Below are 17,435 nucleotides of genomic sequence, written 5' to 3' on the forward strand. Positions count from 1 at the left end.
GGGTTCTCCTCTTAGATTCCGAGATAGTCGAGCAGCTCGTGTTCGCGCTCGCGGACCTCGTCGTTGTCCAGCGACTCGACGATCCGGCCCTCGGCGAGCAGGTAGTGGCGGTCGGCGACGGTGGCGGCGAAGTGGACGTTCTGCTCGATCAGCAGGACGGTGACCCCGGCGGCCTTGACCTCGCGCAGGATGTCGCCGATCTGGGCGACGATCAGCGGCGACAGGCCCTCGGTGGGCTCGTCGCACAGCAGCAGCCGGGCGCCCATGCGCAGCACCCGGGCGAGGGCGAGCATCTGCTGCTCGCCGCCGGAGAGTTTGGTGCCGGGGAAGCGGCGGCGTTCACGCAGGCGGGGGAACGCCTCGTACACCCGCTCCAGAGACCACGGCTCCGGCCCCGTCTCCGGCGGCAGGAGCAGGTTCTCCTCCACGGAGAGGGTGGCGTAGATGCCGCGGTCGTCGGGGACGTAGCCGAGGCCGCGCCGGGCCCTGCGGTGCGGGCCGAGCGCGGTGATGTCCTCGTCCAGGAAGGAGACCGTGCCGGACGCGGGGTGCAGGCCCATCAGGCAGCGCAGCAGCGTGGTCTTGCCCGCGCCGTTGCGGCCGACCAGCGTGACGATCTCGCCTTTGCCGACCTCCAGCGACACCTCGCGCAGCGCCTGCGCCTCGCCGTACCAGGACGACAGTCCGTCAACGCGCAGCATGGGAGTCTCCGAGGTAGGCGGTGATGACGCGCGGGTCGTGGCGGATCTCGGCGTAGGGCCCCTCGGCCAGGACGGCGCCGTGCTGGAGCACGGTCACCTTGTCGGCGAGGCTGGCGACGACGTTCATGTTGTGCTCGACCAGGACGACGGTGCGGCCGGTGCGGATCCGGCGGACGAGCTCGATGGTGCGGTCGACGTCCTCCACGCCCATTCCGGCGGTCGGCTCGTCCAGGAGCAGCACCTTGGGGTCGAGTGCCAGTGCGAGGGCCAGCTCCAGCGCGCGCTTGCGCCCGTACGAGAGGGACCCGGCGGGGATGTCGCCGTGCTCGTCCAGCCCCACCTGGTCGAGGAGCTCGGAAGCGCGCGCGGCGAACCGGCCCAGCGCCTTGTCCGAGCGCCAGAACCGCCAGCCGAGTCCGGTGCCGCTCGCCAGTGCCAGCTCCACGTGCCGGCGCGGCGTCATCTCCGCGAACAGGCTGGTGATCTGGAACGAGCGGGCCACGCCCAGGCGCGCGATCGCCTCGGGGGCGCGCCCGGCCAGCTCGCGCCGGCCCTCCAGGACGACGCTGCCCGAGGTGGGCCGCAGAAAGCCGGTGAGCAGGTTGAACAGCGTGGTCTTGCCGGCGCCGTTCGGGCCCACGAGCGCGTGCACGTCGCCTTCCGCGACGTCGAGGTCCACGCCGTCCACGGCGCGGAACCCCCGGAACTCCCTGACCAGTCCCCGCGCCGCCAGAACGGGGGCCGGGGCGTCCCCGCGTTCCTCTGCCATGCGCCCTCCTCGGGTCCGTGAGGTGACCCGGACCACATCCGGGACGCCGTGACCGTGAACGCTAGGTCGCGCAAGGTGACCCGGCCATGTGACCGGTCCACACATTCGGACGGCTCGATACGGATGTGAGCCACACCACATCCCGGGCGTCCTGGGCGCCCATGCCGTGACCTGCGGGCATGTGGACGGTGCGGCGGGGGTGCCCGCACCGGCATGGGGGCGCCGCCCACAGCGGCCGCGCCGAGAGTGGCGCCCGCACACGTGGCCGGGCCGGTGGCCGGTCCTGAACGATGGCGGGATCCCCCACCCCCCGGGAGCGTCGAATGCCCACCCTCCGCGGAACGACCGCCGCAGCCGCGGCGCTGACCGCCGTCCTGGCGCCCTTCCCACCGGCCGCCGCCGCGTCCGCGCACGCCGCCGGCGGCGACGTGACCATCTCCGACTGGGTGCTGGCCAAGGGGTGCGAACTGTTCGCCTGTGAGGTCGGTTAAGTGAACATGCGGGCAATCCAAGTGATCCGGCTTGACGGTTTGTGCTGGTCCCTGTACTTTCAGTAGCGCAATCTGGGACGCCGGGTTCGATGTCAGCATGCGGGGCCCCCTTTCCACCGGAGTGATGGCCTGGGGCCTCCCCGTCGCCTCTGGTCGAGCCCACATGGCCAGATTGCGCAGGGAACCGGCCTCCCGGGAACGGACCACGCACAGGATGCGTGTCGCCGCCCCGGGTCGAGTACGCCGGGGACCAGTGCGTCCAAGACCGTTCGGGGCGCGCGGCTGAGCAACTCATGCACAGTCCATAGGAACGGTACGCCTTCGCCTCCACCGACAAGGGCAACAGCGGCGCGGAGTTCTTCCGCGACGGGCGCCGCCCCGGCGACGCCATCGCGGAGTGGAACCGCAGGACCACCCAGCTGACCGTCGCCGCCAAGGCCGCCGTCGCGCAGCGCTACGGCCGCGTCCCGCGGCGGACGTACGCGGCGGGCATCTCCAACGGCGGCTACCTCGTCCGCTGGCAGCTGGAGAATCGGCCCGACCTCTATGACGGCGGCATCGACTCCGAAGGCACCCTGTGGCGCGCGGACGGGCCGAACCTGCTCACCTATCTCCCGCCGGTGCTGCGCGCGTACCCGTCGTACGCCGCCACCGGAGACCCCAAGGCCCACAAGGCGATCCTGCGCGCGGGTTACACGGCGGGGGCGTCCCCACCGGCATGGGGACGCCGCCCACACAGGGCCCGCCGAGAGTGGCACCCGCACACGTGGCCGCCGTCGCGCACCGCCTTCACGGCCCTTCCCAGGCGGACAGGCACCGTTCCTAAGGACTGTGCATAAGTTGCTCAGCCGCGCGCCCCGAACGGTCTTGGACGCGCTGGTCCCCGGCGTACTCGGCCCCGGGGCGGCGACACGCATCCCGTGCGTGGTCCGTTCCCGGGAGGCCGGCTCCCTACGCGACCTGGCCAGGTGGGCTCGACCGGAGGCGACGGGGAGGCCCCAGACCATCACTCCGGTGGAAAGGGGGCCCCGCACGCCGACATCGAACCCGGCGTCCCAGATCGCGCTACTCAAAGTACAGAGACGAACACAAACCGTCAAGCCGGATCGCTTGATCACCCGCATGTTCACTCAACCGACCTCACAGGCGAACACTTCGCACCCCCGCCCGGCGACCGGAGACCTCGCCAACACCTGCACCCTGGCGCGGTGACCGGCGAACCTCAGCGGGAGTCGGTCGTCCAGGCCAGCAGCGCGTCGACGCTCAACGTGTTGACGACGCGGTCGGCCGGCACCCCGCAGCGCGCGGCGCGCTCGCACCCGTAGGGCTGCCAGTCCAGTTGTCCGGGCGCGTGCGCGTCGGAGTCGATCGAGAAGTCGCAGCCCGCCTCCAGGGCCAGCCGCAGCAGCCGCTTGGGCGGGTCGAGCCGCTCGGGACGGGAGTTGATCTCGACGGCGACCCCGTAAGCCGCGCAGGCGTCGAAGACCAGGTCCGCGTCGAACTCCGACTCCGGGCGCAGCCCGCCGCGCCTGCCGCCCGCTTTGACGATGCGGCCCGTGCAGTGCCCCAGCACGTTCACGCGCGGGTTCGCGACGGCCGCGACCATCCGCCGCGTCATCGCGACCTTCTCCATGCGCAGCTTGGAGTGCACGCTGGCCACCACCACGTCGAGGCGGTCGAGCAGACCGGGGTCCTGGTCGAGTGAACCGTCCTCCAGGATGTCGACCTCGATCCCGGTGAGGATCCGGAACGGCGCCAGCTCCTCGTTCAGCTCCGCGACCGCGTCGAGCTGGCGCCGCAGCCGGTCGGCGGACAGGCCGTTGGCGACCGTCAGGCGCGGCGAGTGGTCGGTCAGCGCGACGTAGTCGTGGCCGAGGCCGCGCGCCGCCTCCGCCATCTCCCGGATCGGCGAGCCGCCGTCCGACCAGTCGCTGTGGGTGTGCAGGTCGCCCTTCAGCGCGGTCCGCAGCGCCGCTGCCGACGCGTCCAGGGGCTCGCCCTCGGTGGCCTCCAGCCGCCGCAGGTACACCGGGACCTCGCCGCGCAGCGCCTCCTCGACCACCAGGGCGGTGACCTTCCCGATCCCGTCCAGCGCGGTCAGCGTGCCCTCTCGGGCCCGCTCCTCCGGCTCGCCGGACGGCAGGCCCGCCACGACGTCGGCCGCCTTGCGGAAGGCCCGCACGCGGTAGGTCGGCTCGTGCGCGCGCTCCAGCAGGAACGCGATCCGGCGCAGCGCCTCAACGGGGTCCACCCACAGACCGTACCCAGGTACTACAAGGCCATGGCACCGTGGTCGCATTCGGGACGTCCCCCGGGGCCTCTAGCCTGAGCGGCATGACCAGCGAGAACGGCGACGGCGCCGCGGCCACGTTCCGGCTCCTGACCCGGCCGGCGGCCTGGCCCGTCGCGGCCCTGGTGACCGGCAGGGCCGATCCCCCGCCGGCCGGGCGGCCGTGGCCCTCCTGGCTCGGCTGGACGCGGCGCTTCGGCGCCCAGCGCGTCCCGTACGACCTCGCGCTCCAGGTCACCGACCTGATCATCGCGGTGGCCGTGATGTTCGGGACCTACTCGCTGCTGCAGTCGCAGGCCGCGAAGACCGAGCCGTACACCCCGCACTGGTACCTGATGGTGTGCTCGATCGCGCTGGCCGCGCCCGCGGCGCTGCGGCAGCGGCACCCGCTGGGGGCGTTCCGGCTGTCGGCGTTCGCGCTCGTGCTCACCGCGCTGCACGGCTGGATGCTGGACAGTCCCAAGGACATGCCGTACGTGCCCGGCGGGGTCTTCGTCATGATCCTGTGCCTGTACTCGGTGGCGGTGCGCTGCCCGCGCGGGGTCACGGCCGGCGCGGGGCTGGTGCTGTTCGTCGGCGGGTTCTTCATCGACGAGAGATCCTCGTTCGGTGCCGCGGCGCTGGCGCTGGTGCCGCTGCTGACCGGCTACCTGGTGCGGCAGCGCCATCTCGCCAGCCGCGAGCTGGCCGAACGCGACCAGGCGGCCCAGCGCGAGCTGGCCGAGCAGGAGCGCCGGCACCGCGACACCGAGGCCGTGCTGAAGGAGCGGCAGCGGATCGCCCGCGAGCTGCACGACGTGGTCGCCCACCACATGTCGATGATCGCGATCCAGGCGGAGGCCGCGCCGTACACCGTCCCCGAGGTGCCCGACAAGATCCGCTCCGATCTCGCCGAGATCCGGGCGACCGCGCTGGACGCGCTCACCGAGATGCGCCGGATCCTCGGCGTGCTGCGTTCGGAGGAGGGTGTGGAGACGGCCCCGCAGCCCGGCCTGGAACGGCTCGACTCGCTGCTCGCCGGCACCCACGGCAGCGGGCTGTCGATCCACACGAAGGTGGTCGGCGAGCTGGAGCGGGTGCCGCAGGGCGTCGGCATCACCGCGTACCGCATCCTGCAGGAGGCGCTGAGCAACGCGATGCGGCACGCTCCCGGATCGCGCGTGGACGTCGAGCTCATCCAGAAGGAGGGCATACTCCTCCTCAGCGTCATCAACGGCCCGCCCGCCACCTCGGAGCCGTCCGCGCTGTCGGCGCCGGGCAGCGGGCACGGGCTGCTGGGGATGCGCGAACGCGCCGCGATGCTGGGCGGCGGCCTGACCGCCAACCCCACCCCCGAAGGAGGATTCGCCGTGACCGCCACGCTCCCCCTGGGACGGGAGGCATGACGATCAGGGTCGTGATCGTCGACGACCAGGGCATGGTCCGCACCGGTTTCGGGGTGCTCCTGAACGCCCAGCCCGACATCGAGGTGGTCGGCGAGGCCGTGAACGGCGAGGAGGGCCTGCGGGTCATCGCCGAGTTGGAGCCCGACGTGGTCCTGATGGACGTGCGGATGCCGGTCATGGACGGCCTGGAGGCGACCCGCCGGCTGCTCGACGGCGCGTCCGGCGACGGCGACGGCGGGCGCGCGGGGCCGAAGGTGCTGATGCTGACCACCTTCGACCTCGACGACTACGTGTACGAGGCGCTGCGCGCGGGCGCCAGCGGGTTCCTCCTCAAGGACGCCTCCGCGGGCGAGCTGTCGGACGCGGTGCGGATCATCGCCGCCGGGGACGCGCTGCTGTCCCCCTCCATCACCCGCCGCCTGATCGCCGAGTTCTCCCGCCTGGGCGCGCCGCGCGCCCCGTCCCGCAAGCGGCTGGAGGAGCTGACCGAACGGGAGACCGAGGTGCTGGTCCTGGTGGCCCGCGGCCTGTCCAACGGCGAGATCGCCGCCGAGCTGGTGGTGGCGGAGCAGACCGTCAAGACCCACTTCGGGCGGATCCTGATGAAGCTCGGCCTGCGCGACCGTCCGCAGGCGATCGTCTTCGCCTACGAGGTGGGGCTGGTGACCCCCGGCGGTTAGCCGGGGACAGGTGAGGCGGTCGCCCCTGTAGTACCCCGGTCCTACGGGGGAAGACGGCTCTTCGGGTTGATCTGCGCTACAGGCGCCGATTTCTACCTTCCTGCTCAGTGAACGAACCACTGAGCAGGAAGGACGGCCCCAGTGCGCACCCTCCACCGCAGGACCGCCGCCGTGACGGCGCTGGCCGCGGTCACCACCACCGCGGCGGCCCCGGGCCGGGCCGAGCCGTACGCGGCGCCGGGCTCGCTCCCCGTGCTGTCGGGGGCGTACTCGCTGGCGGCCCGGTTCGACGCGGTCGCGCGCGACATCCTCCGGGCGCACTCGGACGCGGCCCGCGCCCAGGACCGCGACCGGCTGAAGGCGCTGTCGGGGTTCCTGGCACCGGGACGCCGCTTCCTGTCGTTCGACGCGCGCGGCCACGGCCGGGCGGTCGAGGCGGTCGGCGACCTGGCGCGGGCGGACCGCGTCGCGGTCGTCGTCCCCGGCGCCGACGGCCTGCTCACCAACTTCGACTCCTGGAAGTGGGCCGGGGGCGGCGCGCGGTCGCTCCACCGGCAGGCCGCGGCGGCCGCGCCCGGGACGCGGCTGGCGGTCGTGGCCTGGCTCGGGTACGACTCGCCGTCCACGCGCAGCCCCGCCGTCCTCACCGACGGCCGCGCGGCCGACGGGGCGCGGGAGCTGACCCGTTTCGTCGGCGAGCTGCACCGCGTCAACGGCCGCGCCGAGGTGGCGCTGCTGTGCCACAGCTACGGGTCGGTGGTGTGCGGCAAGGCCGCGCCGCGCCTGGCCCGGCAGCGGCTGCCGGTGGACGAGGTCGCGCTGTACGGCAGCCCCGGTGTCGCCGCCGCGAGCGCCGCCGCCCTGTGTTGCGCCGGCCTGGCGTCCGGCGCCCGGATCTGGGCGGGACGGTCGAGCGGCGACTGGACGCGGTTCGTCCCGAAAGTTCGGATCGCCGGGATCGGTCTCGGCCATGACCCGGCCGCGCCGTCGTTCGGCGCGCTCCGCTTCGACGCCGGCTCCGGCCCGCACAGCGCCTACCTGCGGCCCGGCTCCCGCTCGCTGCGCAACCTCACATCCATCGCGCTCGGCCGTGACCCGGGGGCGCACGACACGGAGGCCACCCATGCTCGAAACGCGTAAGCCCCCCTCAGGAACCGGGCCGCGCCCCGGGCCGGTCGCCCGCATCAACGCCGCTACGCCGCCGGGCCGCGACCGGGCCGTGGACGCGCTGCGCGCCTTCGCGATCCTGGGCGTCGTGCTCGGCCACTGGCTGGTCACGGCGTTCGTCGCGGCCGGAGACGGCACCGAGCTGCGGGTGACGAGCCCGCTGTCGGCGATGCCCGCGTTCACGCCGATCTCGTGGGTGCTGCAGACGCTCGCGGTGTTCTTCCTGGTCGGCGGCTACACGGCGGGCAAGGGGTACCGGCCGGGCGAGCCGTGGGCGCCGTGGGCACGGCGGCGGACGGCGCGGCTGCTGCGGCCCGTCCCGGTGCTGCTGCTCGCGTGGGTCCCCGCGACCGCCGGGCTGCTGTGGGCCGGGTTCACCGGCGACACCGCGCGGGTGCTGGTGAAGCTGGTGCTGAGCCCGCTGTGGTTCCTGCTCGTGTACGGGGCGCTGACCGCGCTCGCGCCGCTCATCGTGACCGCGTACCGGCGCGCCGGGGTGTGGGGCGCCGCCGTCCCGGTCGCCGCCACCGCCGCGATCGACGTGGCCCGGTTCGGGCTGGACGGTCCCGCGTGGCTGGGCTGGGGCACGCTGCTGACGGGCTGGCTGGTGCCGTTCTACCTGGGGGTCGCCTGGGCGGACGGGGCGCTCGGCTCGCGCCGCGCCGCCGCGTCGCTGCTGGCCGGGGGCGCCGCCGCGACGGCCGCGCTGATCCTGTTCGCGGGCTACCCGGCGAGCATGGTCGGCGTCCCCGGCGCCGAGGTGTCCAACCTCAACCCGCCCACGCTCGCCGCCGTCGCGTTCGGGCTCGCGCAGACCGGGCTGGCGCTGCTCGTCCGGGACCGGCTGGAGGGCTGGATGCGGCGGCCCCGCGCCTGGGCGGCGGTCGCGGTGGCCAACCTGTCGGCGATGACGGTGTTCCTCTGGCACCAGACCGCGATGATGTCGGTCACGGTCGGCGCGTTCCTGCTCGCCGGCGCGCTGCCCGGCCTGCACTCCAGGCCGGACCACTCCGGGTGGGCGTTCGGCCGGCTGTGCTGGCTGCCGGCGTTCGCCGCCGCGCTGGCCGTGCTGTGGGCGGCGGCGCGCCGGTTCGAACGCCCCCGGCGGTGATCCGGGGGCCCCAACACGCAGACGGTCATCGGGTGCACCGACCATCACCGGGCATCCGGTAGAAAGGCGGACCATGCCGCCGCCACGCACACCCTCACCGCGCGCCCGACGGCTGCGACGGGCCCTTGCCTGCGCCGCGACCATCTCCGGGGTGCTGCTGACGACCGCCGGGACCGGCCACGCCGACCCCTACGCGGCGCCCGCGCCCGCCCCGTCCCTCAGCTCCGCCACCCTGGCCGCCCGGTACACCGCCGAACGGCGGTCCATCGCAACGGCGCTGGACACCGCGCGGGAGGTCGGCGACCAGGAGCGGGCCCGGGCGCTCGACGGCTTCCTCGACCCCGGCCGCCGGTTCCTGTTCTTCGATCCGCGCGGCCGCGGACGCGCCATCGAGGTGGTCGGCGACCTGGCCCGCGCCCGGCGGGTCGCGCTGATCGTCCCGGGCGCCGACACGACCCTCAGCGCGTTCGACCGCCGCTCCGGCAAGCCCTGGTCGACCCCGGGCGGCGGCGCGCGCGCCCTCTACGACCAGGCCCGCAGGCTCGACCCGCGCGTTCCGGCCGCCGGCGCGGCGGGGACGGCGGCCGGGCTGGCGGTGGTCGCCTGGCTCGGGTACGCGGCGCCGCGCACCTTCAGCAGCGACGTGCTCACCGACGAGCGGGCCGACCAGGGCGGGCACGAGCTGCGCACCTTCCTCGGCGGCCTGCACAGGGTCAACCCGGGCGCGCAGGTGAGCCTGCTGTGCCACAGCTACGGCTCGGTGGTCTGCGGCCGCGCCGCGCTCGAAGGCCGCGGGCCGGGCGGCGCGGCCTGGCGTACCGTCACCGACATCGCGCTGTACGGCAGCCCCGGCACGACGGCCTGGTCGGCCTCCCGCCTGGGCGGCACCGCCCGGGTGTGGGCCGCGCGCGGCGCCTCCGACTGGATGGAGGACGTCCCGCACGTGCGCATCTTCGGGCTCGGCCTCGGCCCCGACCCGGTCGCGCCGCGGTTCGGCGCGCGGGTCTTCGACGCCGGTTCCGGCGGTCACAGCGACTACCTCGAACCCGGGTCCGCGTCCCTGCGCAACCTCGCCGACATCGCCCTCGGACGGCCGTCGAACGTGACAAGGGTCTCCTCCGCCTGACCTTCCGGACCGTCCGGAAGCGGCCAGAGCAGCGCTCCCACCAGGGCCCCCGCGACGGGCCGCTCGGCCGCGCCGGGCCCGTTCATCGCCGCGATGGTGGCACTCTGGGGGTGTGGACACCGCGAGCGAGGCCGCAATCCGGGAGCAGACGAGCGAACGCCTGGAAAAGGCGATGGGCACGTTCGGAACCGCGGCACTGGCCCGCATGGAGGAGCAGCTGCCCTGGTTCCGGCGGATGCCGCCCGACCAGCGGTCCTGGATCGGCCTGGTCGCCCAGGCCGGCATCGCCGCGTTCGTGGAGTGGTTCAAGAGCGCCGAGCGGACCCGTCCCGCGCTCGCCGGCGAGGTGTTCGGCACCGCCCCGCGCGAGCTGCTGCGCTCCATGAAACTGCAGCACACCATCGACATGATCCGCGTCATCATCGACGTGGTGGAGACCCGGCTGGACGAGCTGGCCGGGCCCGGCGGCGAGGCCCAGCTGCGCGAGGCGATCCTGCGCTACACCCGCGACGTGGCGTTCGGCGCCGCCCAGGTGTACGCCCGCGCCGCCGAGACCCGCGCCGCCTGGGACGCCCGGCTGGAGGCCCTGGTCGTCAACGCGGTGCTGCGCGGCGAGGTCGACGACGGCATGCACTCCTGGGCCGCGGCGCTCGGCTGGACGTCCAAGCCGGTCACCGTGGTCGCCGGGTACACCCCCGAGGACGAGGAGCCCGAGGTCACCATCGACCAGATGCAGCTGGCCGCCCGCCGCGCCCGGGTCGACGTGCTCGCGGGCGTCCAGGGCCGCCGCGTGGTGGTGATCGTCGGCGGGGCCGCCGACCCGCTGGAGGCCGCCCGGCCCATCGCCGCCAAGTGCGGGCCCGGCCCGGTCGTCATCGGCCCGCAGGTCGACGACCTGTACGAGTCCACCGGCTCCGCGCGCGCCGCGATGGCCGGGCTGCGCGCCGCCGCCGGATGGCCGGACGCGCCCCGTCCCGTCCTGGCCGCCGAACTCCTCCCGGAACGCGCGCTGGACGGCGACGACGCCGCCCGCCGCCACCTGGTCGATGAGGTCTACAACCCGATGCTGGCCGCGGGCGCCCCGCTGCTGGACACCCTCACCACCTACCTGGAGCAGGGGTCGTCGCTGGAGGCGACGGCGCGGCTGCTGTTCGTCCACCCCAACACGGTCCGCTACCGGCTCCGGCGCGTCGCCGAGCTGACGGGCCTGGCGCCCACGGACGGACGCAACGCGTTCACTCTCCGGATAGCCTTGGTCCTCGGCCGCTTCACCGACCGCTCGCCGCAGTCCTGAGCAGTCACGGCACATAGGGGGTGCCGGTAGGGGGTGCTTGTAGGGGTCGTACAAAGCCCTCCGACCAAACTTCGTGCCGATCGGCATCGAGCCTGGACCGCGTACCCGGCAGGCTTGAGCGCGTGATTCTCCTCGCATCGCCCGGCCAGGGCGCCCAGACCCCCGGATTCCTGCAGCCGTGGCTCGAGGTCCCCGGAGTCGCCGACCGCCTGGCGTGGTGGTCCGCGGTCACCGGTCTGGACCTGGTCCGCTACGGGACCACCGCCGACGCCGAGGAGATCCGCGACACCGCCGTGGCCCAGCCCCTGCTGGTCGCCGCGGCGCTGGCCGCCTACGAGGCGCTGTACGGCGACGCTCCCGACGCGGGGCCGGGAGCCGTCGCCGGGCACAGCGTCGGGGAACTGGCCGCCGCCGCCATCGCCGGAGTGCTGTCCCCGGAGTCGGCGCTGGTCCTGGTCCGGGAGCGCGGCCGGGCGATGGCCGAGGCCGCCGCCGTCACCGAGACCGGCATGACCGCGGTCCTCGGCGGCGACGCCGACGAGGTGCTGGCCGCCCTCGAGAAGCACGGCCTCACCCCCGCCAACGTCAACGCCGCCGGCCAGGTCGTCGCCGCCGGCACCACCGCGCAGCTCGCCGCGTTCGCCGAGGAACCCCCGGCCAAGGCCCGGCTCCGCAAGCTGTCGGTCGCCGGAGCGTTCCACACCGAGCACATGGCGCCCGCCGTCGGCACGCTGGGCCGGCTCGCGCCGGGCGTCGAGGTCGCCGACCCGCGCGTCACGCTGCTGCAGAACCGCGACGGCGCCGTCGTCGCCTCCGGTACCGAGTTCCTGTCCCGGCTGGTCGAGCAGGTCAGCGCCCCGGTCCGCTGGGACGCCTGCATGGCGACCATGCGCGACATCGGCGTCACCGCCCTCATCGAACTGCCGCCCGCGGGCACGCTGGTCGGCATCGCCAAACGCGAGCTGAAGGGGATCGCCACGCTGGCGCTCAAGACCCCCGACGACCTCGACAAGGCACGCGCCCTCATCTCCGAGGACGCCGAGAAGGTGGCGTCATGAAGCTGCGCGTCCCCCAGGCCGCCGCCGGCGCCCGCATCCTGGCGTTCGGCGACTACCAGCCCGCCACGGTCGTCACCAACGACGACATCGCCCAGAAGGTCGACACCGACGACGCGTGGATCCGCGCCCGCACCGGCATCGTCGAGCGCCGCATCGCCGGGCCCGAGGAGGGCATCGTCGACATGGCCGTCCAGGCCGGCGGCAAGGCCATCGCCGGCAGCGGCCTGGCCCCCGAGGACATCGACCTGGTGATCCTCGCCACCTGCTCGGCCGAGTCACCGATGCCCAGCCACGCCGGCATCGTCGCGCACCGGCTCGGCATCGGCGCGCCCGGCGCGTTCGACCTCAACGCCGCCTGCGCCGGGTTCTGCTACGCGCTGGCCGCCGCCGCCTCGGCCGTCCGCGACGGCGCCGCCCGCAACGTGCTGGTCGTCGGGGCCGAGAAGATGTCGCAATGGCTCGACTGGACCGACCGCTCCACCTGCATCATCTTCGCCGACGGCGCCGGCGCCGCGGTGGTCGCGGCCGCCGACGAGCCCGGCATCGGCCCGGTCGTGTGGGGCAGCGCCGGCGACCAGTTCGACAAGATCATCATTCCGGACCGGCACTCCTTCATCCAGCAGGAGGGCCAGGCGGTGTTCCGCTGGGCCACCAGCGCCATCGCACCGGTCGCGCTCGAGGCGTGCGAACGCGCCGGGGTCCGCCCCGACGAGCTCGCCGCCATCGTCCCGCACCAGGCCAACCTGCGCATCGTGGACGCCATCGCCCGCAAGGTGAAGGCGACCAACGCCGTCGTGGCCGACGACGTCGTCCACTCCGGCAACACCTCCGGAGCGTCCATCCCCCTGGCGCTCTCCCGGATGATCGAACGCGGCGACGTCCCGTCCGGCGCACCGGCCCTCCTGGTCGGCTTCGGCGCCGGACTGGCCTACGCTGCCCAGGTCATCCAGATCCCGTAACGCCCCCGCCGACCGGCGAGGACCGCAACCAGGGCACCTGGGACCCAACCGAAGAAGGAGAACGCACGAAATGGCAGTCAGCGAGAAGGAGATCCTGGACGGTCTCGCCGAGATCATCGATGAGATCGTCGGCATCGACAAGGCCGAGGTGACCCCGGAGAAGAACTTCATCGACGACCTCGACATCGACTCGCTGTCGATGGTGGAGATCGCCGTGGCCGCCCAGGACAAGTTCGGCGTGGAGATCCCCGACGACGAGCTGCGCAACCTGAAGACCGTCAAGGACGTCATCAACTTCGTTCAGAACCTGCAGCCGTAAGGCGGCTGGAGCGGCGCGCCGTCGCTCCCCCGCCCCCGCGCCGGGGGCGGGCCGGGCGGCGGCGCGCCGCGGTCCCGTTTCCCCAGTTCGCGAGGAGCACTCACACATGAGCACCAGCCAGACCACCGTCGTCGTCACCGGGCTGGGTGCCACGACCCCACTCGGCGGCGACTGGCCGTCGACCTGGTCCGCGTTGCTCGCCGGCAAGTCCGGGGTGCGCAGCTTGGACTGGGAGGACGTGGACCAGCTGCCGGTCCGGTTCGCCGCCACGCTCGCGGTGGAGCCGTCCGAGGTCATGCCCAAGCAGCAGCTGCGCCGGCTCGACCGCAACCAGGCGATCGCGCTGATCGCCGCCCGCGAGGCCTGGAACGACGCCGGCTTCGCCGCGCCAGCCCGCTCCCGCAAGGGCGCCGAGGACGAACCCGCCGGCGGGTTCACCGTCGACGGCGACCGGCTCGGCGTCGTGGTGTCCAGCGGCATCGGCGGCCTGCACACCGCCCTCGGCAGCTACGACGTCTACCGGGAGAAGGGCTGGACGCGGGTCACCCCGTTCACCGTCCCGATGCTGATGCCCAACGGCGCCTCCGGGCACGTGGGCATCGAGTTCGGCGCGATGGCCGGCTCGCACGCGCTGGTCAGCGCCTGCGCCTCCAGCGCCGAGGCGGTCGGCTACGCCGTCGACATGATCCGCAACGGCCGCGCCGACGTCGTGATCTGCGGCGGCACCGAGGCGTGCATCCACCCGCTGCAGATGGCCTCGTTCGGCGTGATGCGGGCGCTGTCCACCCGCAACGACGAGCCCGAGCGCGCGTCCCGCCCGTACGACAAGAACCGCGACGGGTTCGTCCTCGGCGAGGGCTCCGCCGTCATGATCCTGGAGTCGGAGGAGCACGCCCGCGCCCGCGGCGCCCAGGTGTACGGCATCGCCGCCGGCTGCGGCTACTCCGGCGACGCGCACGACATCGTCCAGCCCGAGCCCACCGGCACCGGCCAGGCCAAGGCCATGCGCCGCGCGATGGCCGACGCGGGGCTGGAGCCGTCCGACATCGCGCACATCAACGCGCACGCGACCTCCACGCCGCAGGGCGACGTCGCCGAGCTCGCCTCCATCAAGAGCGCGCTCGGCCCGGAGGCCGCCGCCAAGGTGATCGTCACGGGCACCAAGTCGATGACCGGCCACCTGCTCGGCGGCGCCGGCGCGCTGGAGTCGATCATCACGGTCATGTCGCTCAAGGAGGGCCTGGTCCCGCCCACGGCGAACCTCGAGGACCTCGACGACGAGGTCGACCTGGACATCGTCCGCGGCGAGCCGCGCAAGCTCCCGGACGGCCCGCTGGCCGCCCTCAACAACTCGTTCGGCTTCGGCGGCCACAACGTGTCGGTGGCCTTCCGCCGCGCCTGAGAAGCCACCGTTCCGCCGGAACAAGACGCAACGAGGACCCGCCCCACCAGGGCCGGGTCCTCAAGCGCGTTAAGGCCCCAAGCAAGGCTCAGGGGCCCCAAGCTCGCGACAACCCCAGCCCGTCTCCCCGGCCACGCGACGACCCCGACCGCCGCGAGCGCGTCCGAAGGCCTGCCGGGGGGAACGAGCCGAAGGCGAAGTTCCTCACGGCAGATCGCGAAGCGATGCTAGCGCTCGCCGCGCTGCCGACAAGGCCGAGCCGCCAGGCGAGACCGCAGCTCGGGAACGCAAATCTACACAGCAGCGTGCAGCCAGCGGACGGGGGCGCCGTCGCCGGCCCGCCGGAACGGCTCCAGCTCGTTGTCCCAGGGGGTGCCGAGGAGGCGTTCCAGCTCGTGCTCGAGCGTGGCCTTGCCGACCGCGGCGTTGGCCATGACGGCGCGGAGGCGGTCCTCGGGCACCATGATGTCGCCGCTCGCGCCGATGACGCCCGTGAAGACGCCCAGCGACGGCGTGAAGCTGTAGCGCACGCCGTCGCAGCCGGTGGTGGCGTCCTCGGTGACCTCGAAGCGCAGGAGCTTCCAGTTGCGCAGCGCGGAGGTGATCCCGGCGGCGGTACCGGGCTTGCCCTCCCAATGCAGCTCGGCGCGCAGGGTCCCCGGCGCGGCCGCCTGATCGGCCCACTCAAGGGAAACAGGCACGCCAAGAACACCTGCGGCGGCCCATTCGATATGCGGGCTCAGCGCAGGTGGCGCGGAGTGGACGTAAAAAACGCCACGTGCGGTCACCGGACCTCCTGGATCTGTACTGAGGCTCGTCTTCCCCTACGGCCTCGTACATCCCAGAACGGCGTCCGCGTCCCTCATTCTGCATCATTGACACCGGTCGCACCACCGCACGTCCGCTGTTTGCCGAGACCTTGACCACAGGACGTGCCCTGTCCATCACCAGGACGGTACGCCGAAACGGCTCGCGACGGGGCGCGGAAGTGAGAATCGGGATCCCCGGACATGGAGAACGGGCCGTCCGGACGCGGAAACGCGACGACCCCGCTCGCGGTCTCGCGGAAACCCCCGTCTGCGGACGCGGCGAGCGGTGGTCAGGTGGCCGTCGCGTCTCAGAAACTACGGGCGGTGCCGTCCCGGACACGAGGGACCGCGGTCCCGTCCCCGCCGGGCGCCGTGGGTGACGGCGGCTAGCGCTCCGCGTCCCCCGCCCGGCGCCGGCCGCGGGCGGAGGCGGCCGCCGCGGCGACGGCGGTGCCCGCCGAGACGGCGATGGCCAGGTGGGCGACGTAGTCGCCAAGGCGATCGTATGGTGTCCGGACTCCGGGCGCGGACGTTCTCAGGGTGACGACGGTGAATCCCCGGCGGTCGGTGTCGGCCCAGGCGAGCTTGCGCCCCTGGGCGTCGAACGCGGCGGAGACCCCGGTGAGCGCGGCCTGGACGGCCGGGCGGCCGGTCTCCGCGGCGCGCACGGCGGAGAGCGAGGCGTGCTGGGGCGGGGCCCAGCTGTCCTGGAAGGTCGACGTGGAGGACTGGTAGACGAGGAGTTGCGCGCCCTGCCGGGTGACGGCCCGTCCCAGGTCGGGGAACGTCGACTCGAAGCAGATCAGCGGCCCGATCACCACCCCGCCGGGCGAGGTGCGCATGACCACGTTCCCCGTGCCGGGCACCCTGTCCTCTCCCGCCGCCCTGCTGATGCGGGCGAGCCAGCCGAACGCGGACCGGAACGGGATGTACTCGCCGAACGGCACCAGCCGCGTCTTGACGTAGCGTTCGCGGGTGCCGTCGGGGCGCAGCAGGATCGCGCTCTTGGAGATGCGGCCCTGGGCGTCCCGGGCGTCCTCGTTCACCAGGAGCGGGGTCGTGGTGGCGAGCGCGTTGAGACGGGCGGCCACCTCGTGGTTGCTCGCGATGTCGTACCCCACGCTGCTCTCCCCCCACACGATGAGGTCGACCGGGGGGATCCGGGCGGTGATGCGCTCGCCTTCGGCCAGCCGCGCCGCGGGGCTGTGCACCACGCCCGGCTGGACGAGCGCCACCCGGAACGTGCGGTCGGCCGGGGGCGCGCTACGGACGGCGTACACCGCGGGCCCCACGGCCACCAGCGCGAGGGCGTAGGGCAGGAGCGCATAGCGATGCCGCGGAGAGAGCAGGGCGAGCGCCAGTGCCGTGTTCACCGCCACCAGGACGAGCGAGATCAGCCACACGCCCCCCAAGGCCGCCAGGCTCAGGACGGTCGGGTGGCTCCATTGGCTCGCCCCCAGCACAGCCCAGGGACCTCCCAGGCGCGGCCACGACCGTACGAACTCTATGGCGACCCATATGCAGGGGAGGACGGCCACTGCCGCGAGCGGAGGGAGCCATCGGGCCGCCGCTCCCCACCCCGCCCACATCGCGCCGAACACGAACGCGACCAGTAGGAGGCCGGGGCCGATGTTGGGGATCGTCCAGTAAAGGGCGGCGAACAGGTAGGCGCCCCCGAACCACCAGCCGCGCACCGCCGCCGCTCTGACGGTGGGGGCCGACCTCATCAGCATCAGGCCGGGCACCAGCACCACCCACGCCAGCCAGGCAAGGCCGGGCCGGGGGAAGGTGAGCACGGGCAGCGCGCCCGCCAGGAGGCACGCGGCACGCATGCGCCATCGTCCCGGGCGCCGCTGATCGACGTCGCCCGCGGA

General features: G+C 73.6%; 17 protein-coding genes. 12 read left to right on the forward strand and 5 right to left on the reverse strand.

Features of this window, described 5'->3' with window-relative positions; translation table 11 throughout:
• Positions 1 to 11: 11 nt before the first annotated feature.
• Entirely contained in the window at positions 12 to 701 is a 690-nt protein-coding gene (locus tag ACZ466_RS06560; protein WP_378285714.1) for an ABC transporter ATP-binding protein, read from the reverse strand.
• Positions 688 to 1,470 (reverse strand): ABC transporter ATP-binding protein, encoded by a 783-nt coding sequence (locus ACZ466_RS06565; protein WP_378285713.1) that lies wholly within the window; start codon positions 1,468 to 1,470, stop codon positions 688 to 690. Before ACZ466_RS06565 ends, ACZ466_RS06560 begins: the two co-directional genes overlap by 14 nt.
• 323 nt (positions 1,471 to 1,793) lie before the next feature.
• Here ACZ466_RS06565 and ACZ466_RS06570 point away from each other — a divergent pair, with 323 nt between their 5' ends.
• Positions 1,794 to 1,961: a hypothetical protein gene (locus ACZ466_RS06570; protein WP_378285712.1), complete on the forward strand. Its 168-nt coding sequence runs from the start codon at positions 1,794 to 1,796 to the stop codon at positions 1,959 to 1,961.
• A gap of 419 nt (positions 1,962 to 2,380) precedes the next feature.
• Positions 2,381 to 2,800 (forward strand): prolyl oligopeptidase family serine peptidase, encoded by a 420-nt coding sequence (locus ACZ466_RS06575; RefSeq protein ID WP_378285999.1) that lies wholly within the window; start codon positions 2,381 to 2,383, stop codon positions 2,798 to 2,800.
• A gap of 383 nt (positions 2,801 to 3,183) precedes the next feature.
• On the opposite strand, the gene ACZ466_RS06580 is transcribed toward ACZ466_RS06575, so the two are convergent.
• The gene (locus ACZ466_RS06580) at positions 3,184 to 4,212 is read right to left on the reverse strand and encodes a PHP domain-containing protein (RefSeq protein ID WP_378285930.1); all 1,029 of its coding nucleotides are present in this window, start codon (positions 4,210 to 4,212) and stop codon (positions 3,184 to 3,186) included.
• Between the two features lie 83 nt (positions 4,213 to 4,295).
• On the opposite strand from ACZ466_RS06580, the gene ACZ466_RS06585 reads away from it, so the two are divergent.
• The 10 genes from ACZ466_RS06585 (at position 4,296) to ACZ466_RS06630 (ending at position 14,752) form a co-directional block, all read left to right on the forward strand.
• Positions 4,296 to 5,636, forward strand: coding sequence for a sensor histidine kinase (locus ACZ466_RS06585; protein WP_378285931.1), 1,341 nt, complete (start codon positions 4,296 to 4,298; stop codon positions 5,634 to 5,636).
• Positions 5,633 to 6,316, forward strand: coding sequence for a response regulator (locus tag ACZ466_RS06590; protein WP_378285932.1), 684 nt, complete (start codon positions 5,633 to 5,635; stop codon positions 6,314 to 6,316). Before ACZ466_RS06585 ends, ACZ466_RS06590 begins: the two co-directional genes overlap by 4 nt.
• 141 nt (positions 6,317 to 6,457) lie before the next feature.
• Entirely contained in the window at positions 6,458 to 7,456 is a 999-nt protein-coding gene (locus ACZ466_RS06595) for an alpha/beta hydrolase (protein WP_378285933.1), read from the forward strand.
• Complete coding sequence (locus ACZ466_RS06600) at positions 7,440 to 8,594, forward strand: acyltransferase family protein (RefSeq protein ID WP_378285934.1); 1,155 nt, start codon at positions 7,440 to 7,442, stop codon at positions 8,592 to 8,594. Before ACZ466_RS06595 ends, ACZ466_RS06600 begins: the two co-directional genes overlap by 17 nt.
• Before the next feature lie 151 nt (positions 8,595 to 8,745).
• On the forward strand, positions 8,746 to 9,720 hold the full coding sequence (locus tag ACZ466_RS06605; protein WP_378285935.1) for an alpha/beta hydrolase: 975 nt from the start codon (positions 8,746 to 8,748) through the stop codon (positions 9,718 to 9,720).
• A 112-nt stretch (positions 9,721 to 9,832) separates the two neighbouring features.
• On the forward strand, positions 9,833 to 11,014 hold the full coding sequence (locus ACZ466_RS06610) for a PucR family transcriptional regulator (protein ID WP_378285936.1): 1,182 nt from the start codon (positions 9,833 to 9,835) through the stop codon (positions 11,012 to 11,014).
• Between the two features lie 122 nt (positions 11,015 to 11,136).
• Positions 11,137 to 12,072, forward strand: a complete 936-nt coding sequence (locus ACZ466_RS06615; RefSeq protein ID WP_378285937.1) for an ACP S-malonyltransferase — start codon at positions 11,137 to 11,139, stop codon at positions 12,070 to 12,072.
• A complete protein-coding gene (locus tag ACZ466_RS06620) occupies positions 12,069 to 13,031 on the forward strand; it encodes a beta-ketoacyl-ACP synthase III (protein ID WP_378285938.1) in 963 nt (320 codons plus the stop codon). Before ACZ466_RS06615 ends, ACZ466_RS06620 begins: the two co-directional genes overlap by 4 nt.
• Before the next feature lie 70 nt (positions 13,032 to 13,101).
• Positions 13,102 to 13,350, forward strand: a complete 249-nt coding sequence (locus ACZ466_RS06625; RefSeq protein ID WP_378285939.1) for an acyl carrier protein — start codon at positions 13,102 to 13,104, stop codon at positions 13,348 to 13,350.
• 106 nt (positions 13,351 to 13,456) lie between these two features.
• Positions 13,457 to 14,752: a beta-ketoacyl-[acyl-carrier-protein] synthase family protein gene (locus ACZ466_RS06630; protein WP_378285940.1), complete on the forward strand. Its 1,296-nt coding sequence runs from the start codon at positions 13,457 to 13,459 to the stop codon at positions 14,750 to 14,752.
• Positions 14,753 to 15,045: 293 nt separating this feature from the next.
• Here ACZ466_RS06630 and ACZ466_RS06635 read toward each other — a convergent pair whose 3' ends face one another.
• Positions 15,046 to 15,540, reverse strand: a complete 495-nt coding sequence (locus tag ACZ466_RS06635) for a DUF3145 domain-containing protein (RefSeq protein WP_378285941.1) — start codon at positions 15,538 to 15,540, stop codon at positions 15,046 to 15,048.
• Between the two features lie 407 nt (positions 15,541 to 15,947).
• Complete coding sequence (gene lnt, locus ACZ466_RS06640) at positions 15,948 to 17,393, reverse strand: apolipoprotein N-acyltransferase (protein ID WP_378285942.1); 1,446 nt, start codon at positions 17,391 to 17,393, stop codon at positions 15,948 to 15,950.
• Between the last annotated feature and the right edge of the window lie 42 nt (positions 17,394 to 17,435).

The sequence above is a fragment of the Actinomadura rugatobispora genome (genome assembly GCF_055379765.1).

Bases quoted from the DNA above. Each gene is read 5' to 3' on its own strand.
- ACZ466_RS06625 (WP_378285939.1), top strand. From the start codon at position 13,102: ATGGCAGTCAGCGAGAAGGAGATCCTGGACGGTCTCGCCGAGATCATC.
- ACZ466_RS06570 (WP_378285712.1), top strand. From the start codon at position 1,794: ATGCCCACCCTCCGCGGAACGACCGCCGCAGCCGCGGCGCTGACCGCC.
- ACZ466_RS06585 (WP_378285931.1), top strand. From the start codon at position 4,296: ATGACCAGCGAGAACGGCGACGGCGCCGCGGCCACGTTCCGGCTCCTG.
- ACZ466_RS06630 (WP_378285940.1), top strand. From the start codon at position 13,457: ATGAGCACCAGCCAGACCACCGTCGTCGTCACCGGGCTGGGTGCCACG.
- lnt (WP_378285942.1), bottom strand. From the start codon at position 17,393: ATGCGTGCCGCGTGCCTCCTGGCGGGCGCGCTGCCCGTGCTCACCTTC.
- ACZ466_RS06590 (WP_378285932.1), top strand. From the start codon at position 5,633: ATGACGATCAGGGTCGTGATCGTCGACGACCAGGGCATGGTCCGCACC.
- ACZ466_RS06560 (WP_378285714.1), bottom strand. From the start codon at position 701: ATGCTGCGCGTTGACGGACTGTCGTCCTGGTACGGCGAGGCGCAGGCG.
- ACZ466_RS06620 (WP_378285938.1), top strand. From the start codon at position 12,069: ATGAAGCTGCGCGTCCCCCAGGCCGCCGCCGGCGCCCGCATCCTGGCG.
- ACZ466_RS06565 (WP_378285713.1), bottom strand. From the start codon at position 1,470: ATGGCAGAGGAACGCGGGGACGCCCCGGCCCCCGTTCTGGCGGCGCGG.
- ACZ466_RS06600 (WP_378285934.1), top strand. From the start codon at position 7,440: ATGCTCGAAACGCGTAAGCCCCCCTCAGGAACCGGGCCGCGCCCCGGG.